Consider the following 23,141-nt stretch of genomic DNA (forward strand, 5'->3'; position numbering starts at 1 on the left):
CTGTACCAACTGCAGTTGCCCCCATATTTACTTCATATAAATGTTGACGCGATTGTTGAATTCGTTTCATATCACGTTCAAGTACGCGAGAGTATGCTTTAAACTCTTGTCCAAGACGAATTGGCACCGCATCTTGTAAATGTGTACGACCCATTTTAATAACATGGTCAAACTGTTCTGCTTTTAATTCAAATACATCATGCATATAACCCATCGTTTGTAATAAGCCTTCTAGTGCATTTAACGTTGCGATATGAATCGCCGTTGGGAATGCATCATTTGTTGATTGGGCCATATTTACATGGCTATTTGGACTAATATAATGATAGTCTCCCTTTTCCATTCCTAATAATTCAAGAGCACGATTGGCAATGACTTCATTTGCGTTCATATTCATTGAAGTACCTGCTCCGCCTTGGATTGGATCTACGATGAAATGATCATGCCATTTTCCATCAAGAATTTCTTGAGCAGCTTCTGCGATCGCGCCGCCCTTGTTCAATTCCAATCTTCCTACATCTGTATTCGCAAGCGCTGCTGCTTTTTTTACAATTGCGAACGCTCTAATTAAACTTTCATGAATTTTATACCCTGTAATCGGGAAATTTTCAACAGCGCGTAAAGTCTGAATTCCGTAATATGCCTCAATAGGTAATTCCTTTCCTCCCAAAAAATCATTCTCCACTCGCACGTTCTTGTTTGTCATTGCCATTTTAATTTCTCCCCCATATTAAATGTAAAACCTAAATAAATCATATGAAGTCATTACCAATCCTTATCAGATTTTATTGTTAAATCGTAGGCTAAAGGCTCTTCAATAATTTTTTTAATCTCTTCTAATTTATTAGTTTTCCCAAGCGCCCACATCAATTTTGCTATGATTGCTTCCGTATTCATATCTCCAGACAATATTACTTGATGTTGTGCCACTTTCCGTCCTACTTCATAGAGAAGTATGTCTTCTCCTTCTTCCAGGCATTGAGTAGTAATCACTACAGCAATCCCCATTTCAGTCAACTCTTGAATTTTCGAAAGCAAGTTCCTTCCTTCAAAAGGTAATCCACCGTTACCAAAACTTTCAATAATAATCCCTTTATACAAATCTTTTAAACAATCAAATATCTCTGGTTTTGTACCTGGATACAATTTCATAAGAAAAACATCCGTACATAAATTAGTATTTATTGAAAGTTCATTATGGGAGGACGTTGGCTTCCAATGATATTTCACTTCATCTTCATTTACCTCAGCAACATATGGATAATTCACACTTTCAAATGCATCATAACTTTTTGTTCGCATTTTAACTGCTCTCGTCCCAATAATCACCCTACTATCAAAAACAATAAACACACCGCCAACATCCTCACAGGCAAATCTAAGAGCATCAGCTACATTTTTCTTTGCGTCTGTCTTTTTAAAACTAATAGGTACTTGTGAACCTGTTAAAACAACTGGTTTTCTTAAACCTTGAAGCATATAAGATAACGCGGAAGATGTATAAGCTAACGTATCCGTTCCATGTGTAATCACAAACCCGTCATAGTCATCATAGTGATTAAAAACAGCATTAGCTATTTCTTTCCAGTGCTCAGGTTGCATATTGGTACTATCAATATTCATTAAGATTTTGCAATCTATTTCTAAGTTTCGAGAAGACTTCGAAAAATAATTCAATAATTCCTCAGCGGACAATCCTGGAACAAGCCCCTCATTCCCCTCCACAGATGCAATTGTCCCACCAGTTGCAAGTAATAAAATTTTCTTCATACACAACCCCTCCATAAAATAAACAACGATATATCGTTCGCGTAATGCGTATTTATATTTATCATTATAGAACTTAATTTGAATTAATCAAGATTTTGTATTCAATACGCGTACTTTTTTTCTATTCTTGATTCTTTTTCTATGTTATAATTAATTTAATAAAATTAGATGGGGTATGAGACGAATGCTGGAACGTTTATCTAAATTAAGAAAAAATCAAAAATGGTCCTTACAAGAGACAGCAGATCGACTTGGGATTGCGAAAAGCACCTATGCTGGTTATGAAAATGGTTATAGATTACCTTCATTACAATCTTTATCTAAAATAGCCGATTTATTTGATACATCTGTAGATTATATATTAGGTCGAATTGAACATTCACATCAAAACAAAGATGTAATTGATATTACAAGACTCCTAAACGATTCAGATTCAACACTTTTAATAGATGGAGAAGCACTGTCAACAGAAGAGATAATAGATTTTATTGCTTTTGTGAGAAGTAAACGAGAACTAAGTTCCAAGAGAATAGAAAATATTGAACCAACATGTAAAAGTTAATTCAATAAAAAACGAAGACACTGCACTCTTTAAACTTAGAAATACTTAGACAATTAATTTGTAAACGGTTTATATAATGAATTCTTAGCAGCTGGCCTCATTTGGGGACTTATACTTGGAAACAATCCCATTGGTTATATGATTCAATTATTTTTCATCATTTGTGTAGTGGTAGTAGCTATTTTCGGAGGTTTCACATCCAATAAATCAATTATCATGAAACAAGGACTTCTCGCTATTTTAGCGTTGCTTGCCCTTTTATCTGTCATATAGAACTAAAGCTTTTCAATAAAGGAACTCACTTTTGAAGAATACGCCATTCTTTCTGTAGATTTATAAAAAAGAATGGCGTTTTTGTATGTCTATTTCTGTATCGAAAGAATTTGAAAGTATAACAGAATTCAAACAAGACTTAGCAAAGTATATAAAGTACTATAATCATGAAAGAATCAAGGAAAAATAAAAGGAAATGAATCCAGTATTATACTAGGCTCATTCCCTAGAGGCTACTTAATAAACCGACCTTTCTAACTTTCGGGGGCACAGTCTAGTTGAAGTGCTACAAGCAACGAATTTACTACTTTAAAAGTGTTTAACCTTGAAGTACTTAATTCTTTTTTCCAGACAAAGCATACATTATATCTTGATGCTTTATTGTCCTCTTATAATTATGTGGTATCGGGAATTTGTTTCGGTGTTCTTTTATTATAATTACTGTAAGTGATAAAGCTACAGGTATAAAAAATATTAACAAAACATCTTAATGTTTATGAAATTCTTTGTTAATAGTTTCTCTTCTCCCTAATCTCCTGCGAGACTATATTTTTTATTAAAATTTCCCATATCTTATTTGATTTATTCTGTAACACCAGATTGGGTTACTTTTACATCAGCAGTTACACGAAAACGTAAATGTTTATAGGATTCTTCCCATTCTTGACTGTTCCATTTTCTTACGTGAGTTCTACCAAGCTTTCTAAGTCCTATAGGATCTGTGTCTTTTTTAATAAATCTCTTTATCAATGTAGTTGCTTTTTTTTCTATTTCTTTTCCCATAATTTTTTCTAATTTTTTTATTTCTTTAGGATTATCTAGATTTTTTGTTTTTGTAAATTCTTGAATTTCAGCTTTAACTTGAATATGAGCATTTACGAATGGATGCTTACTATTCCCCTCCATCTTATATTTTGTTCTAGCTTTTATATTCTCTATCGTGGCATAAGTGTTTGAAGAACCAGGTAGTTTGAATTGGTATGTACCTTGTTTAAAATTATCTGTCAACAATTTAAATACAAATAAATCTTTAGGGTTCACTTTATCAACCATTTTACATCTTTTAAAAAGTGCTATTCCATTTAACTCCAACACATTCCCTTTTTTAGATATCATCGGTAAATAGGAATCTCTCGCATCATCATCAAGTTGATTTAAAAACATAAAAAAGTTTGTTTTTGGTTGCGTCCCATTGTTCATATTTTGCTCCAGTAAAGAGGATAGATAAGAAGCAATTTCTTTTTCTTTAGAATAGTTCCCCTTTAATAGTGATTCCCCTTTTACATTTGTAATTGCTAAATAAATTGCATTTCCTACACTAGGATTTCGGTTCAAAGTCTCTAAAATTTCCTGCATTCCCTTTTCAATTATTTTTTCATTAAATATAATAACACGCAATTGACCCAACTCTAGAGGTCCAGAAGATTTTTCGGATGCTCTTGCAAGAACTTCTCTACCAGTCTGGCCTGATGCTGAATAGATTTTTGTTTCACCTTCCCCACCTCCTTTATAAGCTGAAATCGCAAAGGTTCCTTTTAGCTTACCTTCTGCTTCGGTATCATATGCCGCAACCTGAACTAAGTCAATGTCATCCACAATTTTCGTTTTAGCACAACCTATTAAGAAGACACTTAATATAAGGAAAAGTATCCATCGCTTCATGTTTATCTCCTTAACTTTATTTTGGCCGTTTGAATTAGCCATAGTACAGGTAGGTATACATATATATATACAAAGCCAATTTGACCTGTCCAAGTATTTAATAAGTTAATTTTATTACGGTTATTCAAGAAAAATGACAAAATAAAGATGAATAGGATGATAACTGGCAAAACATATTTTTGCTTTATTCCCAGTGCCTCTTTTATACCACGACTTACTCCCCATAATGTAAAGGAAACATTGGGTAATATAAAAAAAGCCCAAACAGAAACAATAATGTATTCAAACCGCTCTATAAAGGGAAATTGTATAATTTTAATCATGCTTAAATATGCCCATATCGCGTTCGCAAGTTGCTTTTCACTAAAAAATGCAAGAGTTAAAATCATAAGGTATGTGTAGACAATAGTCGTTACTAAATTTGCATAGTGCGCATATTTTTGAGACGTTCTTGCCTTTTTAATAAATGGATAGTACAACAATAACATTTCGAATCCAAAAAAACTAAACATATTTCCTTTCATTCCTTTCATAATTTCTAGGAATGAATGCTGTGCAATTGGAAATAAATTCCGGAAATCTGCATACTGCAAAGGATAAAAAAATGTGAAGATTAGAATGCTTGGGATAACGATTCCAAAGAAGCCGATTCCGGCAACTACACGAAATCCTCCAGTAACAATGTAATAACATAGACCCAAAAAAGCCCCCGCTATAACCCAAGATGAAATTGAAGGAAACATCCAAACATGTACTACTTCGATATAAGTATGTAGTGTTGTTGCACCTAACAATACAATATAGGATAAAAAAATGAAGTTGAGCAATCCACCAATCCATTTTCCAAGTACGTTTTGATTGATTGCAATGATGTCTCCATTACCCTGATTTAAAATCTGATATATGATCCAAATCATAACATTAACAGATATTCCAAAAAGTAGCGTGCTAATCCACGCATCATTTCCAACTAATTTTGCACTAATCCTTTCAAAACCAAGCATACCAACTCCCATCTGTATAGTAATAATTAAAAAAAATACCATATATGGAGAGACTTGATACTCAATTGGGATCTGTTTCATAATGCTCCTCCCTGTTAAATTCAATCATCGAAATCATTTCTTGATAGTATTTTATTTTTCTCTACCTCTTCTGGATTAAAGCGAAAACGCTGTTTAGACCTTGAAAAAATAGGACGTCGAAACATCGCTGAGATCGGCATACGTATAATACTGTCTTTCCAATCTGTAGGGCGTGTAGGATAAAAAGGAAACAAATAAGGACGTCTTAATGATTCTGTACGTAATAAGCGTGCTAAAAGCAAAGAGCTTGTTAAAACAATTCCTAATAAGCCCAATAGGTGTGCAGATATTATAAAAGGAAAACGAATTACTCGAATTGTATTACCAATACGATATATTGGTGCTGTAAATGAACTAAGAGCTGAAAGTGCAACAATGATAATAAGTACGTTACTTGTAAGACTTGCTTCTACCGATGCTTGTCCAATCACAATACCACCTACTATACCGACAGTTAAACCCACTTTAGTTGGTAAACGTGCCCCCGCTTCTCTCAGTAATTCAATTGTTATTTCTAAAAAAAGTGCTTCAATTAATGGAGGAAAAGGTACTTTACTTCTCGATATGATTAACGTTTCAAGAAGTTCTTTTGGGATAAGCTCGTAATGATATGTTAAGATCGAGACATATAATGGAGTCGTTAAGACAGAAAATATAAAAGCAAAAAGCCTTAATAGACGAAAAAAAGAGGCTATAATCCAAGGCATGGTGTAATCTTCTGTCGTAGAAAAAAAATCAATTAATGTTGTTGGAAGAGTGATGGCATAAGGCGAGCCATCTACAAAAAGTGCAATTTTCCCTTCTGCTAATACAGCTGCCACACGGTCCGGACGTTCTGTATTCAAAAATTGAGGGAATATAGAATTCGGGTTGTCTGCAATTAACTGCATCAAATAAGTACTATCTAAAACATGGTCTGTTTTTATTTGACTTACCCTTTTTATAATTTCTTGTAGATTTTGATCATTTACAATTCCCTCAATAAATACAATCGCAACAGTTGTGTTAGAGAGAGATCCTACTTTCAATTCTTTCATTTGTAAATACGGTGTTGGAAGCTTTCTACGTACTAAATTTAAATTCACATCTAAATCTTCGACAAATGCGATTTGCGGACCCACAATATTGTATTCAATTTCAGCTTTTGTAATATCCCTTTTTTCTTTCTTTGACACATTTACTAACAAACAATTTAATTTATCTGTATCGTACTGAATAAGTATATAGCCATTTAAAATACTATCCTGAATATCTTCAATTTGATTTGTTATTTTTGAATTCTCAAAAGGTAAGACAGAGTGAATATCTTGTAACGAATTGAAGCTCTTCTCTTTTATATAAGTCAAAACCTCTTCATGAAATATATTTACATCGATTAAGGTTCTAAAATATGAAATGACTATAGAGGAATTATTAGAAGCAATTTCCAACGTTATAAAATCTTTAGATTTTTTTAGTAATTGCATTAAATCCTGTAAAGATTTTATAGAGTTATCAGGTATTTTTCCATACGGTTTCAATTGATAATACCTTCCTTTCAGAAAGAAGTTACATATAGTTTTTAAGAAATTTCTATTTTAAAAATCAGGCATAGTGATATATAGATATATCCATCGAATTAGCAATAACCTCTTTGAAAATAACTTAACCAAAATTAGTTAAAAAATGTATTAAAAGTAAAAATAAGAATTTTTTTAAAACATAGTTACGATATTAAAAACATCCTTTCTTTTGGTTCTAAAGAAAGGATGTTTTTATAACATGCTTTTTGGAAGGTTTTAATTTAATCCTAATTATATTTTTTATAAATTCTAAAAGTACATTCTTTATTTTTGGTATAACATACAGAAATTATTTTTTGAACAGTAGACAGCTGCAGAAGCTAAGTTAAAGTGTCGATTAATTCCCTCCAAGCTTAATAAAATCCCTGTTATGATTTCTAAACTGACTTCGCAGTTAAGTAAGAGATTTGTTGATTAACCATACACACGAAGATAGAAAATGATGCCTATGATACTTGCATTTTCGTTTTATTCACCAGCTTCTATAATCAATTGATTAAGTGTATCGGGAGACGTATATGGATATAACTCTTCGACATATACAAACAATCTTGTTTTGGAAGTATTACATGATTTGTATGATATTGTAACAAGACTTGTATCGTTTCCTGCTTCTCCATGTCTTATTACGTTTGTCATTTCCTCTTGTAAACAACGATAGAAAGTTCTATTCAGTTTTTGTTTAATAGCATTACATTTTGTATGGTTTCTTAAAAAATTTCAATAAAAGAACATATTAATTTTGAAGTGTACAAATAGGGAGAGTGACTTCAACTGTAGTTCCCTTATTCACTTCACTCTCAATAAATACCTTTCCCTGATGTGTTTCAATGATTTTATAACAGATCATTAACCCTAAGCCAATCCCCTCTTCTTTAATACTATAAAAAGGTTCTCCGAGGTATGGTATACGTTCTTTTGGAATCCCACACCCTTGATCGATAAAACGAATACTTAATTGATTATTATCAAGTATATTTAATTGAATGAGAATTTCTCCTCCCATCGGCATAGATTCAATTGCATTTTTCAATATATTAACAAATACTTGCTTTAATTGATTTCCTTCACATGAAATCAATGGAATACCAGGGTTAAGATCGATTCTAATTTTTATATTATTCATCATTGCTTGAGGTTGTAGTAGCATTAAAACTTGATCCATTAGCACACTAATATCATTAGGTTTTATTTTTACCACCTGTGGTTTGGCTACCGCCATAAATTCAGTTGTAATACTCTCTATACGCTCAATCTCTGATGATACTATATTTATATAACCTTGATTATTTTCATTTTCCGTTGATTTTAGTAATTGCATGAACCCTTTCATTGCAGTTAATGGATTATTAATCTCATGAGCCATTACAGTCGCTAATTGTCCTACAACAGCAAGTTTTTCAGATTTTCGTAATAATTCTTCTGTTTTTAGCCGTTCAGTGATATCACGAGAAATACTTAGGAAAACTTTTTTCCCATTTAAGTTAAAAACACGAACACTAAACTCAGTTGTTATTACTTTTCCTGTTGGAAAAACATATTCATCTTGCAAAGTGAAGGAAGTTTGTCCCTTTTTAATTTTTTCTAATAGCCTTACGATCATTTGAGAATCTTGTGGTACTATATTTGAAAATGATAATGAGAGCAACTCTTCTCTACTATATCCAAATCTTCTACACCCAACAGGGTTTACCTCAATAAATCGACTTGGAGCATTATCTTCATTCAGCTCTACTACATATACCGCATCAGTTGCTTGTTCGATTAGTGCACGGTACTTCATTTCACTATCTCTTAATTGCTGGTGTAATCGATGTCGTTCTCTTTCTGCTTGTTTTCTTTCAGAGATGTCTCTACATATTGCTGATAAAGCTATCACATTTCCTCTTACATCTAGTATAGGAGAAACTGTCAGACTGACATCAAGAAGACTCCCATCGCTCCTTTGTCTAACAGTTTCTAATCTAGTAACCACAGATTCACCCGTTAGAATTTTCTGAATATTTTTAAGCGATTCTTCCATTAAAAAATCTGGTACACAAGGTAATCTCTTACCTATGATTTCTTGTGATGACCACCCAAATATCTTTTCATAAGCTTTATTCGCTTGTAAAATATGCCCTTCTCGATCAGAAATGGTAATAGCATCTAGATTGTGCTTTATAAATGATTCCAATAATTCTTTGGTAGCGCTTAATTCTGATTCTACCTTTTTCCTTTCGGTTATATCAACTGTAGAACCAACAACTTCAATAACTTGTCCATTTCGTTTAATCGGCCTAAGCGCAATAAGAATAATAGTTTTATCATTTGGCCAAGGTAATTCAAATATAATTTCTTTTCCTTCCCATGCCTGAAGATAGTACTTCATCAATTGTGGAACTAAATGTGGAGGAACAATAGAAGCATCAATAGTACGTAAGCTTTTTCCTACCACCTGTTCAGAATAAAATCCGTTTTGATAATAAAACTGTCCATCACATAAAGTGTGTATAAAGTGCTTACCTACTTTTTTAAATTTAAAAATTCCTCCTTGAAGCTCATGTACGGTATCTGCAAGTTCTTGCTTCGATTTTTTTAATTCTCGATTCATTTTAGATAAGTCCTGTGTTAAATAATACAATCTCTGGTAGGCTTCCATAAGAAATAGCCCAATTAAAAGTCCTAATGCTATATATAATAAGCCTCCTGTGTAAAGTAATGTAGTATTAAATAATACGCCAACTAACCACTTTATTCCAATAAAAACAGAAAAATATAACGATGCACTTTTAAAAGGATGTAGTTTTTTAAAATAAGTTTTAAAGGTAGAAAATAGAATCCCCATACCTAAATAAGCAATCACAGGAGGTTCCCAGTACCCTCCAGTGTAAAAGATACGCATTACAATTATGCTAATTAACGTAATCCAACCAGCAATACGACCAAAGTAAATAAAAGATAGAATAAGAGGAACAACTCGAAGATCGTAGGAAAATCCCATGTATGGAAAAGAAAAGAACATTAACGTAACTGCAATAATCCCTCCATAGAGCTTTTCGAAATGTCGACTAGAATTAATTGTAAACACTTGAATAAATATTGCTGCGCTAACTAATAAAGAAAAAATAGAAAGGTTGATGAAATAATCTTTAATAATCATGTAATGTCCCTCCTTGCATTAAGTGTATTCGACAAAAAAGCTAAAAATCCTACAAATTGTATAAACAGTTCAAATGCATAAATTTTAAACTAGGATAAAATCTAGAAAAATAAATAAGGGGCACAGCAGATGAGATATTTTAATGAAAAATAGTTCAAAAAAGATAATAGTAACCGTTGACTACTATTATCTTTTTTCTTTAAGTTATCGTAATATGTCTGAAACTCTAAGGGACATGGTATGTCATTTCATCAAACAATGATTATATACTGAGTCATGAATATAGAAATTTCAGCAGTCATTTTTGAAAAATAACATAAAAAACAAAACTATCTATGAAAATGGAAAAAAACTATATAAATGTCAACTAATCTATGTACAAAAACGTTCACTTAATTTTGCATAAAATCACTCCACTTAGGAAGCTAAGTAGTTCTTCAAGGTCGATAAGAACACCTGTAGATGCTTCAGGATAACTACATAATTGTATGAGTAATGTACTTGAAACCTTTCGGTAAAACCATACACATAATACAACTAACTCCTTGGATTCAATATTTACTTTTTCGCTGAACAAATTCTTTTTCTTGAGCAAAATATTCTAGGATATAAGGAGATTTTTCAATTAACTTGGTGTCTAGTTTATTCTCCAGCTCCAATTACTTCGTTACTTTCAGATTCAGTTCATTATATTTTGTACTTTGTCTTTATACACAACATATTCTTTACCATCCACTACTGCTACTACCGCAAATTCATCATTTGGATTGAATGAAAGCCAATCAGCCCACATGTTAGTATTAGCCCCTCCACTCCACATATTATGAACAGTGTTTTTAGTTAAATTCATAACTTTATAAGACGCATTTGGCGCATTTGTTCCAGTCTTTATTTCAAAAGTGTATGCGTTATGAATTTTTTTATAAAAGTAGAAAACGTTTGATGGACGAAGCTGATTCAAAAAATCCTGTTCTTTTTTCTCTGCAATTTTTATCCCTTCTTGCAAAGTGACAACATCTGTTTTTAATGTTTTCCAACTGTTTTTCGCTGCATTCAAGCTAGGGGTTAAGAATTTATATTTATTTTGATCAGCTTTTTGATCAGCTTTATCAATATGTCCCAGTACACCCGAATATTGAGAATCTAAATCCTCCCATTGCGTAGACATATAAGTAAGAGCAGTGATAGCACTATCAAGCATACTATGCATATCACTAATATTATGAAATGCAACTCCAACTACACGATTCAATGTTATTTTATAATCTACAGTCTGACGCAATTTTGCTAATTCAGGTTCTAGCCAACCTAACTTACCTCTTGCATCACCTATCATTATGCCACCAGCAATCAAGGTTGGAATAAAGGGGATTTTCACCATGTCTAACCCCTTAGATTCTATGTCTTTCTGATATTTTACTTGTCCTAAAAGGTCCTCTAGACGCTTTTGGTCAGCCTCCACATCAGCACCTTGGTTTTTTAAAATCGATTGCAATGTCTCTTTATGACTTCCAAATGTTCTAACATCTTCTCCAATAGCATTTTTTAATTGAATTAATTCTTCTATTAATGCTTTTGCAGACTTTTGATTTTGTTGAATTCCTCCCTGTAAATCTGTAATCCCTTTTTTTAAAGTATCTCCATTTCCAGTATTGATCGCCTCTACTAATGTTTCATAATAATTTTCAAATTTTGTATCGTATTCTATAATGCCTGTCAATGTATCAAAAAGCTGTTTTTTTACTTGTGTATTCCATGTAACAGCATGTGCTCTTGCATTCTTTTGATCTTGTACAATTTTACTAGGTAAATCTGCATTTCCATTAATAGTTATTCCTTCAAAACTCACATCTGGATTATTAATTAGCAAATAAGAATATTCATTCATAGCTTTTGCAAATAAACCAGCATCTTGCAAAGCTTTTTTCATCTGTTCTTCATTTGCTGAAAGAGACATATTTTCAGTGTTCGTTTGTTCAATTTCAATTGCAAAAGTTTCTAGTGGTATGACTGCATAAGTAGTTGTTATAGTTAAAAACGCTGATACAGCGAGTAGTTTATTAGGGATTTTTTTCATCATTTCGTTTTCCTCCTATATAAGGTATGGTTTCAAGTTCTAATCTTATTAAAAAGCGATGTCTTTCAAAATGAGTTCTACATCTTTTATCAGTATCGTTTGAACTTTCTTTAGCAGCCTTCAAATCATTAAGTATTAAAGAAAATGTATATAATCTGCTTCAAATTAACCGATTCTGTTGCAAATTTTAAAAAAGCAATTAAACTACAAGGTTATTTTTTATTCGAATCATACTTATATATAATTGAAAGGCGAAGTCTTTAATGAGACTCCGCCTTTCTGTTATATAAGGATTTATTAATTATTACTTTTCTGTTTAACAGTGTAATCATAGACTTTCTATGTTTTAGTTCACTTTACAACAGAATTAATATTTCCCTATTTTTGTGGAGTAACAGTTTCCACTTTTAATTCCTTTATTCCTTCTTTTAATGTAACAGCATCTGTTCGTAATGTTTTCCAACTGTCTTTCGCTGCATTTAAATTAGGTTTTAAGAATTTAAATTTATTTTGATCGGCTTTTTGAGCTGCATTCTCAATATGCCCTAGAACGCCCGAATATTGAGAATCTAAATCATGCCACTGCGTGGACATATAAGTAAGAGCGTTAATAGCATCATCAAGCGCCTTGTGCATTTCATTAATATTACTGTAAGCAACTCCAACTACACGATTTAAGGTTACTTTATAATCCACGGTCTGACGTAATTCTGCTAATAAAGGCTCTAACTTACCTAAATTATCCCTTGCTACTCCCACTATGATACCGCCAATTATTGGTAGACCCAAAATAGCGCCCTTCATTACATTAAACCCATCAGATTCTAATTGTTTATAATAGTTTACTGATCCTAATACTTCTTCTAGACGCTTTTGATCGGCATCAACATCTGCACCTTGATTTTTTAAAATTGACTGCAAGAGCTCTTTATTACTTCCAAATGCTCTAACATCGTGTCCAATAGAGTCTCTTAATTTAGTTAATTCTTCTATTAGTTGTTGTGCATACTTTTGATTTTGTTGAATTTCACCTCGTAAATCTGTAATCCCTTCTTTTAAAGTTTCTCCATCTCCTGTATTAATCGCCTCTATCATTGTTTCATAATAATTATCAAATGTTGTATCGTATTCAACAATACCATTCAATGTATCTAAAAGCTGTTTTTTTACTTTCGTATCCCAAGTAACGGCATGTGCCCTTGCATTCTTTTGATCTTGTACGATTCTACCAGGTAAATCTACATACCCATTAATGGTAATTCCCTCAAAATTCACATCAGGATTCTTAATTAACATATAAGAATAGGCATTCATAGATTTTGCAAATAATCCAGCCTTTTGCAAGGTCTCTTTCATTCTCACTTCATTTGCAGAAAGTGCTGTATCTTCATTGTTCGTTTGTTCAATTTCACTTGCAAAAGTTGTTACTGGTGAAACTACATTAGCAGTTGTAATAGTTAATAACGTCGATACAGCGAGTAATTTGTAAGGGATTTTTTTTATCATTTCATTTTCCTCCAATTTAGGTTTTAAATTTCAGTTCTACTCCTGTTTAAAAGCAATATCTTTTGAAATGAATTCTGCATCTTTATGAATATCATTCCAACTTTCTTTAGCGGCTTTTAAATCATCTGGTATTAAAGAGAATTTGTGGTCTTGCATAGAATCGATATTATCCAATAAATCTGTATAATTTGCACCCATTGTATTCCATTGCTTTTGAATATTTGTTAGAGACAATATCGCTTGATCTACAGTCTGATATAAATATGCCAATGTTTCTTTCGCGTTAGTAAGCGAAAGAACTGCTTGATTAGCACGATCTGCTTTCATACTTAATTCTCCGATTTTGTTAGAAATTTCATTATAGGAGTCCATATGCTTAGATGCTGTGACACCAGCCGCTGTTCCTAGACCGATACCAGCTGCACCAAGAGCCGAGAGTCCACCAACAACAGCCGGTGTTGCTGTACCGCCAGTTACAACAATAACTACCGCTCCTCCAATAGCTGCAATAACTAAAATAGCTGCTCCCAATCCACCACCAATTGACCATGCTAATACATCATCAAAATGTTTTTTCTGAGTAGAACGAAGTTGCTCAATTTCAGCTTGAAGTTGTGGAATCGTTGCCTGTTGACCTGCTAATATTGCAGTTAATCCACCTTTCCCATCTGGACCACCAACATTATTTTTAAAATCTGTAGAATTTTGATATAGTTTCCCTTTGAAGTCTTGTAGCATCTTAATCACATCTGTAACTTCTTTTGAATTTGTATTGATTGTAGTAATTAAATCATTTATACCCTCTTTTAGACCTGCCTTATCTTTCTTTTGTACAGTTTCTACTAATGTGTCGTAATAATTTTGAAATTGTTCATCGTAATTTACAATATTACGAGCAGTTTTTTGAATCTGTGGCTTCGCTGTATCTAACCAGTAATTCGCATTGATTCGTGACAGCTCTTGATTAAGGTGAATATTTTTGAGCAACTCTCCCCCCTCTGACCCTAAATCGATATTAGATAAATTTACATTTGGTTGCTTAATCATTGTTTTTGCATATAAATCCATTACTAGAATATGAGACCCTGTTTCAGCCAATGCTTTCTTCAGTCCTTCGGGGCCTAATGCATAATTGCCTACTTTTTGTTCTTGAGCGGTCGTTTCTTGTGCAAATGCATGAATAGTGTTACCGGTAGTAGCAGTTATAACAGTTGCTAATGTAGCTAAAGTTAGTACTTTGAATGGAAATTTTTTCATGACTATTCTCCTTCTTTCGCTAAATGCTTATAATCTTTATGAATTCCCAAAAAACGCAATATTAAAATTTATATACTTGTTCTTCAAGGTAACTTATTACATTTTTTAATTGTCTTAATGTATCTTTTTGAGACTGCTCGTTAGTTGTATCAACATTAGTAGATAATTTTGTAATGCTATTTTTTATTAGATTTAAATCTTCTTTATAGCGCTTTAGTAGATCAAGTTCTACATCTACTTGATTTGCAAACGTATGCAAATCATTTTGTGTAAGAAGAAGCATTGATTTTTGTAAATCAGCTATTGATAATTTCGTTGTTAAATCATATATTTTTTGATTTTGTTTCTCTAAATCATCTAAATATGCTCGCTGTTCTGCTGTTAATTTATTTACTTCAGCAAAAACGCCAAATGTTTTCTTAATCTTTTCGGTATCAATGGCTTTCATCAGGTCATACTCTTGTGTTTTTGCTGCGGCTGCGGCTGCTATTTCACCTTGTTTGCTTTTCTCAATTGCTTCACGAGCTGCTTTTTTTGCTGATTCAATCTCTAGAGCAGTTTTACCTTGTTCTGTCGCTTCTTGCGCCGCTTTTTTCTCCGCTTCTAGAATAGAGTTGTTAATTTCTTTTCCTTTGTTATACGCTGCCACCCCTGCTTGAGCAGCCGGTTCAATAATTTCTTTTGAAAGACTATAAACTTCTTTGAATATAGCAAATCCCTGCTCATTTAAAGCTCCTGGTATTAATGCAATTTGTTGTAAATCATTTTGAATTGCTTTTTTGGTATTTAATATTTCATTTTTTAACTGATCTATTTTTCCTGTTCCATCTGTACTTAGTATGCCTTGCGCAGTTGCCACATCAGTATCAAAATCTTTTAATTTTTTATCAAGCTGTAATTTAAGATCTGTTAATTCATTGATTTGTCGTTGCGCATTTTCTTGATTCGTCATAGCCATTTCTTGAAGTACTTCAAGTCTATCCGAAAACCCTTCTCTATCTTCTTTATTGTCTACAAACAATTTTAATGTCGGGTAATAACTATTAAATTTTGTTACAAATCCTTTACTTTTTGAATTTAATAGAATTAACTGTGGATAGAGTTCCGATGACCATTCCTTCATATCTTGTTTGATTAGGAATTGATTGGTATTTAAAGCTGGCACTTCCTCTAGCTGTACATTAGGACTCATTAAAGATTGATCAATATACGTTTGGACTAATTTAGAATGTGCACCTAATTTTCGTAATGATGAAGAAATATCCATGTTTTCTTGTTGAGTTTCTGCTTGAACGATTGGTGTTGCAAGAGTATTGATAGGAATAGTTGCTCCAGTTACAATGGATGTTATTAAAAATCCTGTCATTATTTTAGTTTTCATTCCGTACACTCCTTTACCATTGTTTTTATAACTTAATTCATATAACTTGTACGACCGCTCTCTTTGTAAACTGGATAAGAAGGAGAAATCTTTCAGATACGTTAATATCGTTGTTTTTTACTTCTAATAGGATGTAAGGATTTTATTTATCTCTCATTTCGATACTCTATTTTTTTAAATATAAATAACAAAAATTTATTAACTATATTTGAATCAGGCACCTTATGAGTAGTAAATTATTAATTCTTTCCTAAAGTTGCGGTTTAACTTACAGAATCGTGAGGATCAATAAACCAATGCTTACAGTTAATCTTGTCATAACATTGTTTAATTTCAATTTGATAATATCCCTCTTAGTTTTGTCAGCAAACTCCTTACTAGACAACAAAAGGTGAAATTATACTGTACATTGCTTATACTTTTATTGCGGAATAACTTCACTTTTGTTATGCAGAAACTTAGAACACGTTTATTACCAATTTGATTCTTGACCTCTCGTAAACAAAAAGACTATTCAGAAAAACATTTCCAACATAATGTTACTTACAACTTCACTATAATTCCTATTAGCGTAACCTTCTCCTTTCTGTCTGGTCATACCAGTTATGTTGTTCATTAAAACATTAAATTTTTAATGCGTAAATAGAAAAATTTTGTCGATTAAGCTCGATAATTCACTGTTAAATAAAAATATGTCCCGAAAAAAATTATATAAATATAGTTATTCGTAAATTTCATTTCTGTAATTGGAATGATTACAAATTAATGTGTATACGGTTAAAAATAACTATTTTAGCTCAACCAAGAAATTTTATTTTAGAAAAAATACTTATAGAATAATATAATAGGTCTTTTTATACTTTTTTACCTTTATTTACTTATGTATAATTGCATAAAATGTAGATATATTTAGTAATATATGTTATATTGTTGATTTTTCACAAAAAAATCCTAATATCATTATTAATAAATATCTAATATGAAGATATTAGTCTATAAACTTATCTTCGTTATAAACATAGGTTTTAAATTACAAAAAAGCTGCAAAGCTTCCTTGGAACACTTTGCAGCCTTCTGTATTTTTATTCCCTTTTGCAAAATAACGGTTAGTGTATTTTTTCAAATTAACAATATGGTACAAAGATTTCCATTGAGCTTTTGCTCACATATGTGTTTATAAAGTCTTCAAGAGCTATTTGTTTGAGCTGACATCAGACTAGTTTATCTGATTCAGAACTATACCGATAAAGTGCAACTTTAATCAGTGGGGGTTTTGTTCATCCCCACTGATTATTAGCCCACACCAATCGGGCTTTTACGGGCAGCCCGCCCCCCACCTAACTTCTTTGCTTTCGCTGAATTTTTAGATGGAGATCTTACTGCCCGGCAAATAGCGGGATAAATTCAGCACATGATTGTTATTAAAAAAATAGATATACTTTGTTTCTCCATTATTTTTCTAACTCCTAAAAATTGAAACTGTTCCGCTAACAAGATAATATCTGGTTAATCTTATACGTCTATTTGAATACAAGTTCTTTTTCTAGACAAATCACAAACTCTTCCTAGAGTAATAAGTCCAGTATTTTCATCTTTTGGGATACTTACACCCATGTTTAAGTCTTTACATTGGAGACAGCAAATAACAAGCTTATATTATTGTATATTTTTCACGGTACTGCCTAGGAGTCATGCTAGTGATTTTTTTGAAAACTCTTATAAAATAACTTTGGTCATTAAAGTTAAGCCAAGCACAGATATCTGATAACGAATAAGTAGTGAGGGTTAATAATTTCTTTGCTTCTTCCACTCGTTCCCTTTGAATATATTCGCTTAAAGTAATTCCCATTTCTTTTTTAAATAGTTTAGACAGATAAGTAGGCGTAATTTCTAAATGATTAGCAAGTTCATTCAGAGATATTCCATCGTAAACATTTTTATTAATATGTTTTATACATGTAGTAACCGCGTAAGAATACTTTTTTGCATTGTATTCTTTCACACGATCTGCAAAGGTACGTAAAGCGTCCCCTGATAATCGCTTTACAGATTCTACATTATCTAATTGTTCTAGGGTTTGTATATATAAAATACTATGGGCAAAAGCAATATCTGGTGGCAGATTTCCTTCTATTGCATATCGAGTGGCTAAGGTAATCGCAATAATTCCAAGGTTTTTTTGATTCCTGAGCGGATCCTCTACTAGCATAAGTTCAACATCTTCTTGCGAAACCGCATACATATACTGTATTAACTTTTTTTTATTTCCTTCTTTGATAGTCGAAAAGAAATCATTTACTAATGCCATATTGTGCGTTTTAGGTTTGTTTTGTCGACGTTTTAAAATATATAAATCAGGTTTCACATTTTTATTAGGAGTTTCCTCTAGTACTTTATTTTTTTCCAAGACAATATCTACATCTAACTTTTCATTGAAAATCATGTAATGTAATAAAATTCCCATATCAATTAATGTAGTTTTTTTAATCTCAGATAAACACTGATAATAGGCAAGTCTTTCTTGAATGTTATCATTTGATTTAAATTCTTTCTGAAATTTTATGATCATATCATCTGAATCTTTTGAATGTATAGTAGGACCGATTATAATAGTCCCTTTAATATCATCATGATTTTCTATATGAATTAGAACAAAATTTTCAAGATAGTTGTTACTTCGGAAAAGTGGCAAGTTAAAGGGATCGTTTTCTTGATAAATATCACTAAGATGTTCTTCTTTTGAAGAATAAAAAGGACTACAAACATTATCAGATGTAGAATGATATAAAATTTTTCTGTCTGTAGACAAAATATGCACAGGGGCATTAAATGCTTTATGTGCAAGATCACACAAGTGTTGTATATCGATGGAAGTATTCATTACATTCTCCTTTATAGATCCATAAAATATATTCTGTTATAAATAATTCACGACAAATAATACTATAAAATATCAAATTAGTACAATTCACAACAAAATATTACTATATCTTTTTTATAAAAATCATATATTATTTAATTGTAGTTAGCATCTAAATATCAGAGTAGATAAGTAAAGGAAATACACTAAGTTCTTTTCTTAATTCTACAAGATATATTATTGAACTTGAGAAAACAGTGAAGTACTACAAAATACAGTGGTAGTCAATGCGAGGACCAAGCTGGAAAAAGATTTAAAATAAAGCGAAAGTAAAAAGAGGTACTGTACCACCGCAAGAAACAACAGTCAAAGTTCCAATTCAATCATTTATACAAATTGAATTCAAAAAATAAATACTGCTAATTTAAATGTGAAACTGAAAAACTATTTTTCTCCAAATTTTAGAAAAAGATAATAAAGAAGTTGTGAAATTGGAAACAGATGAAAGCGATACGGCTATTTTTGAAGCACTATACTTTGAAAAGTACAAGGTGGAGGAAATTCAAGTACTCAATTAAACATTTAATTGAGAGAAAGGTCTTTTCATCAACTAAAAATAAAAAACGAATGGAATATTCAAAAAAATGACACTATATTACTGGTCGTAACAATAGTTTTACTTTCCACAAAAGAGGAAAAAATATATAGACTTTACAAATACTAAGAATAGCAAACTAGATAGTTTTATTACCGCATCACATAAAGTGAAACTTTAATCAGTGGGGGTTTTGTTCATCCCCACTGATTATTAGCCCTCACCAATCGGGCTTTTACGGGCAGCCCGCCCCCCACCTAACTTCTTTGCTTCCGCTGAATTTTGAGGTGGAGGTCTTACTGCCCACAAATAGCGGGATAAACTTATTATTAATTTCCAAATACAATAGTTGTTAATCAACAAAAAAACTTCAATAATTAAGGTGCACAGTAAATTGACCTCAAAACAGTAATTACTACAATATCAGTTTTTACTTATTCTATAAAAAAGAAATATCACTTAATAATTATTACTTTATGTCAATTTAGACATAAAACATTTTATTATATCGGCTTAAGTATTATGAAATTAAAATTACAAATAACACCAAAACTCTTTTAAAGGATCATACATCGTTCATATCAGGTTTATTATCTTTTGATACCTATGTCATTAACACAACTAAAAAAGTTTATTACAAAGGAATCTGAGAGGTTTTTTCAATTTCGAAATTTATTTTTTTGTAAATTAAAGGAAAAATAATCCATATATATATACGGATTATTTTCTTAGTGTACTCTGTATTGACCTGTTAACTGTTTTTCAGCCATTCGAACTAAGCGTTTTGTAATCTCTCCACCGATCCGAACCATTTGCAGATGATGTGATGTATCAGGTCCCAGTGTGACTCCTAGTTCAAAAGCAATTTCATACTTCATTTGCTCAATAGTACTTGTAGTAGCAGAAATAAGAATTTCATTTGTATTACTTTCGCATCTTTGAATATTTATAAATAACATGTACCTAATTATGCTATTTATACATGAGTAACCTAATTTATTCCAGTATTTTTATAGGAACCCTTTCCCTCCCCTTATTCCACCAATTAAATTTGAAACACAAATGTACATTGCATTTCAATATAACAATAAAAGCTACAAAAGCAACGAATTTACTATTTTAAAGTTAAGTGTTTAACCTTGAAGTACTTAAATTCTTTTTTCCAGATAAAGCATACATTATATCTTGATGTTTTATTGTCCTCTTATAATTATGTGGTATCGGGAATTTATTTCGGTGTTCTTTTATTATAATTAAAGTTTGAAGTTCTATGTTCAATACTTTTGCGAGGACATGATAGTTATATCCATTGTTTAACAGAGAAATTATGTCATAAAACATAGTTTTTCCACCCACTAATTTTACTAATTTATTCTTTAACTCATCCCCTTTTTCTTTAGCTTCATCAATTTCTAACAACATAGATTTTTTATTTGTCTGCTTAATGTATTGAGTATACAACTCTGGGAATTCTTTTTGTACTTCTTTGTTTAATACTGGTTTATATTTAATCATATAAGTAACTTGTAACAATGAGCGTTTTAACAAACTATCTTCAATGAGATACGCTACTTTATTAAATAAATGTACATATTCCTCAATATTGGAATAACTATTAAAATGAGCTAATACTCTACTTTTTATACTAAAAGCCTTGCCTACATAAATAATATTGTCATTATAATCTTTAATGAAATAAATACCACTGTCAGATTTTTTCAATTTATTATCTAACTCTTCTATACTCATAAAATGCAATTCACTCATACTTCTCTCTCCTTAGCAGTTTTAAATCGTAAAAAACAAGCAAGGTTTCTAAAAAAGTACTTAGCTGCCCTAGCATCTCTTATTTTATCTCTTGCTAAATGTCAAAAAACTGTTTCTATGTTCCTCAACTATCAATATGATTATTAATAAAATTTTCTATCGTTATTATCTCGCAATTTTATCATGTAATTTCGAGATCGTTTCCTCATTTAAATTACTGTGTTTTATCGAATAAAGGAAATATATTACTACCCCAATAGTAATCCAAATACTAAAGTACACCCATGTCCTTAACGGTAAATTTAGCATTAAAAACACACAGCATACAATTGCAACGCATGGTAATACAGGTACAAAAGGTACCATAAATCCACGTTTTAAATTTGGGTGTGATTTACGTAGAATAATAACTGATAGACAAACTAACGCAAACGTCACCAAACTACCGATATTAACTAAATTAACTAATTCTTTCAAATCAATAAACCCAGCTATTATAGAGCTCCCTATTCCTGCCAATCCAGTTATAAAAGTGGGTGCTCCAGTTTTCTTATTAACTTTCGCAAATGATTTCGGTAACAATCCATCACGACTCATTGCAAAGAATACTCGTGTTGTCGCATACATATTGGAAAAAATAACAGCCATAAGGCCAATTACAGCACCTGCAGCAATTGCACCAGCGACTTTTCCTTGTCCTACAACTTCCATTACATAAGCCATCGCCTCAGGAACATTTAATTCTTTATAGGAAACCATTCCTGTCATAACAAGACATACCATAACATAAATAATTGTACATATGATTAATGATGCAATAATACCGATCGGAAGATTACGTTTCGGATCTTTTACTTCTTCTGCTGAAGTTGCTAATATATCAAAACCCGTAAAAGCGAATAAAATAGCTGCTCCACCCGTAAAAACTCCACTTAAACCGTATGGTGCAATTGGTATCCAGTTCATTGGTTTTACATAGAATATACCAACCGTAATAAACAACAAAATCATTCCAATTTTAATCAATACCATTGTATTATTGATTCGTTTACTTTCCCTCGTACCACGGGATAACATCCATGCTAATATCAATGTAATGATTACTGCTGGTAGATTCACAATACCACCATGCGAAGGAATCGTTACTAGAGCTTTAGGTATCTCTAATCCAAATCCCTTTATTAAATTGTGGAAATAGCCTGTCCATCCAGCAGCGACAGCCGCTGTTGCCACGATATATATTAATAGCAATGACCAACCTACTAGATGAGCAACAAACTCACCAATTGTTGCATATGAGTATGTATATACACTACCAGACGCCGGGAGTGTAGAAGCAATTTCCGCGTAACATAATGCTATAAATCCACATATAATTGCTGCAAGTATAAATGAAAAAACAACTGCTGGGCCAGCATTTCTTGCTGCTACTAATCCAGTTAACACAAGAACGCCCGTTCCAACTATCGAGCCTACCCCTAACATAATTAAATCAAATGCTCCTAATGTTTTCGTTAAAGTCTTGCTTTGATTATGCTCTAACAATTGTGTAACGGATTTCTTTTTTAGTAAATTACTCATATTTTCTGTATCCCCTTTAAAATAAGGTTTATTCTTCTCGTTAGTGTTGTATATAAATTTA

Annotated in this window: 17 protein-coding genes and 3 pseudogenes; 4 read left to right on the forward strand and 16 right to left on the reverse strand. The window is 31.8% G+C overall.

All coding sequences use genetic code 11. The features are described from left to right. Both EBQ15_RS10585 and ansA read right to left on the reverse strand, forming a co-directional pair. Window positions 1-712: lyase family protein (locus EBQ15_RS10585; protein ID WP_241228010.1), on the reverse strand; the 712-nt coding region annotated here is incomplete at its 3' end. A gap of 53 nt (window positions 713-765) precedes the next feature. Beyond that, the gene (gene ansA, locus EBQ15_RS10590) at window positions 766-1,770 is read right to left on the reverse strand and encodes an asparaginase (protein WP_000722299.1); all 1,005 of its coding nucleotides are present in this window, start codon (window positions 1,768-1,770) and stop codon (window positions 766-768) included. 184 nt (window positions 1,771-1,954) lie between these two features. Here ansA and ansR point away from each other — a divergent pair, with 184 nt between their 5' ends. The 3 genes and pseudogenes from ansR to EBQ15_RS32010 form a co-directional block, all read left to right on the forward strand. Further along, window positions 1,955-2,332 carry an HTH-type transcriptional regulator AnsR gene (gene ansR, locus EBQ15_RS10595; RefSeq protein ID WP_000893572.1) on the forward strand — a complete coding sequence of 126 codons (378 nt, stop codon included), beginning with the start codon at window positions 1,955-1,957 and terminating at the stop codon, window positions 2,330-2,332. 66 nt (window positions 2,333-2,398) lie between these two features. Continuing rightward, window positions 2,399-2,605: pseudogene (locus tag EBQ15_RS10600) on the forward strand (DUF1304 domain-containing protein); the annotation flags it as partial. A 103-nt stretch (window positions 2,606-2,708) separates the two neighbouring features. After that, a pseudogene (locus EBQ15_RS32010) lies at window positions 2,709-2,795 on the forward strand (IS3 family transposase); the annotation flags it as partial. A gap of 64 nt (window positions 2,796-2,859) precedes the next feature. Here EBQ15_RS32010 and EBQ15_RS10610 read toward each other — a convergent pair. The 11 genes and pseudogenes from EBQ15_RS10610 to EBQ15_RS10655 all read right to left on the reverse strand — a co-directional run. Beyond that, window positions 2,860-3,050 (reverse strand): annotated as a pseudogene (locus EBQ15_RS10610) (hypothetical protein); the annotation flags it as partial. A gap of 137 nt (window positions 3,051-3,187) precedes the next feature. After that, window positions 3,188-4,267, reverse strand: a complete 1,080-nt coding sequence (locus EBQ15_RS10615; RefSeq protein ID WP_000832864.1) for a Ger(x)C family spore germination protein — start codon at window positions 4,265-4,267, stop codon at window positions 3,188-3,190. Between the two features lie 2 nt (window positions 4,268-4,269). Next, the gene (locus tag EBQ15_RS10620) at window positions 4,270-5,352 is read right to left on the reverse strand and encodes a GerAB/ArcD/ProY family transporter (protein ID WP_000809707.1); all 1,083 of its coding nucleotides are present in this window, start codon (window positions 5,350-5,352) and stop codon (window positions 4,270-4,272) included. A gap of 20 nt (window positions 5,353-5,372) precedes the next feature. Next, the gene (locus EBQ15_RS10625; protein ID WP_372474159.1) at window positions 5,373-6,818 is read right to left on the reverse strand and encodes a spore germination protein; all 1,446 of its coding nucleotides are present in this window, start codon (window positions 6,816-6,818) and stop codon (window positions 5,373-5,375) included. Between the two features lie 564 nt (window positions 6,819-7,382). Continuing rightward, a complete protein-coding gene (locus EBQ15_RS32015; protein ID WP_002000131.1) occupies window positions 7,383-7,553 on the reverse strand; it encodes a hypothetical protein in 171 nt (56 codons plus the stop codon). Between the two features lie 97 nt (window positions 7,554-7,650). After that, entirely contained in the window at window positions 7,651-10,056 is a 2,406-nt protein-coding gene (locus EBQ15_RS10630; RefSeq protein ID WP_000584278.1) for a PAS domain S-box protein, read from the reverse strand. A 679-nt stretch (window positions 10,057-10,735) separates the two neighbouring features. After that, entirely contained in the window at window positions 10,736-12,136 is a 1,401-nt protein-coding gene (hblB, locus tag EBQ15_RS10635) for a hemolysin BL regulatory component HblB (RefSeq protein ID WP_000976163.1), read from the reverse strand. A gap of 375 nt (window positions 12,137-12,511) precedes the next feature. After that, window positions 12,512-13,639 (reverse strand): hemolysin BL binding component B, encoded by a 1,128-nt coding sequence (gene hblA, locus EBQ15_RS10640; protein ID WP_000591968.1) that lies wholly within the window; start codon window positions 13,637-13,639, stop codon window positions 12,512-12,514. A 36-nt stretch (window positions 13,640-13,675) separates the two neighbouring features. Beyond that, entirely contained in the window at window positions 13,676-14,896 is a 1,221-nt protein-coding gene (gene hblD, locus EBQ15_RS10645; RefSeq protein WP_000714435.1) for a hemolytic enterotoxin HBL lytic component L1, read from the reverse strand. Between the two features lie 61 nt (window positions 14,897-14,957). Then, a complete protein-coding gene (gene hblC / locus EBQ15_RS10650; RefSeq protein ID WP_000850224.1) occupies window positions 14,958-16,277 on the reverse strand; it encodes a hemolytic enterotoxin HBL lytic component L2 in 1,320 nt (439 codons plus the stop codon). A gap of 1,651 nt (window positions 16,278-17,928) precedes the next feature. Then, the gene (locus EBQ15_RS10655) at window positions 17,929-19,158 is read right to left on the reverse strand and encodes a helix-turn-helix domain-containing protein (RefSeq protein ID WP_001097929.1); all 1,230 of its coding nucleotides are present in this window, start codon (window positions 19,156-19,158) and stop codon (window positions 17,929-17,931) included. 425 nt (window positions 19,159-19,583) lie between these two features. On the opposite strand from EBQ15_RS10655, the gene EBQ15_RS10665 reads away from it, so the two are divergent. Continuing rightward, window positions 19,584-19,715: a peptidase gene (locus EBQ15_RS10665; protein WP_082186597.1), complete on the forward strand. Its 132-nt coding sequence runs from the start codon at window positions 19,584-19,586 to the stop codon at window positions 19,713-19,715. A gap of 745 nt (window positions 19,716-20,460) precedes the next feature. Here the strand turns inward: EBQ15_RS10665 and EBQ15_RS10670 are convergent. The 3 genes from EBQ15_RS10670 to EBQ15_RS10680 all read right to left on the reverse strand — a co-directional run bounded on the left by EBQ15_RS10670 (window position 20,461) and on the right by EBQ15_RS10680 (window position 23,080). Beyond that, window positions 20,461-20,691, reverse strand: coding sequence for an alpha/beta-type small acid-soluble spore protein (locus tag EBQ15_RS10670; protein WP_000897397.1), 231 nt, complete (start codon window positions 20,689-20,691; stop codon window positions 20,461-20,463). A gap of 166 nt (window positions 20,692-20,857) precedes the next feature. Beyond that, window positions 20,858-21,499, reverse strand: coding sequence for a GIY-YIG nuclease family protein (locus EBQ15_RS10675; RefSeq protein ID WP_001292158.1), 642 nt, complete (start codon window positions 21,497-21,499; stop codon window positions 20,858-20,860). 165 nt (window positions 21,500-21,664) lie between these two features. After that, entirely contained in the window at window positions 21,665-23,080 is a 1,416-nt protein-coding gene (locus tag EBQ15_RS10680; protein WP_000067458.1) for an amino acid permease, read from the reverse strand. Between the last annotated feature and the right edge of the window lie 61 nt (window positions 23,081-23,141).

The sequence above is a fragment of the Bacillus sp. 2D03 genome (assembly GCF_003946765.1).
GTDB lineage: Bacteria > Bacillota > Bacilli > Bacillales > Bacillaceae_G > Bacillus_A > Bacillus_A cereus.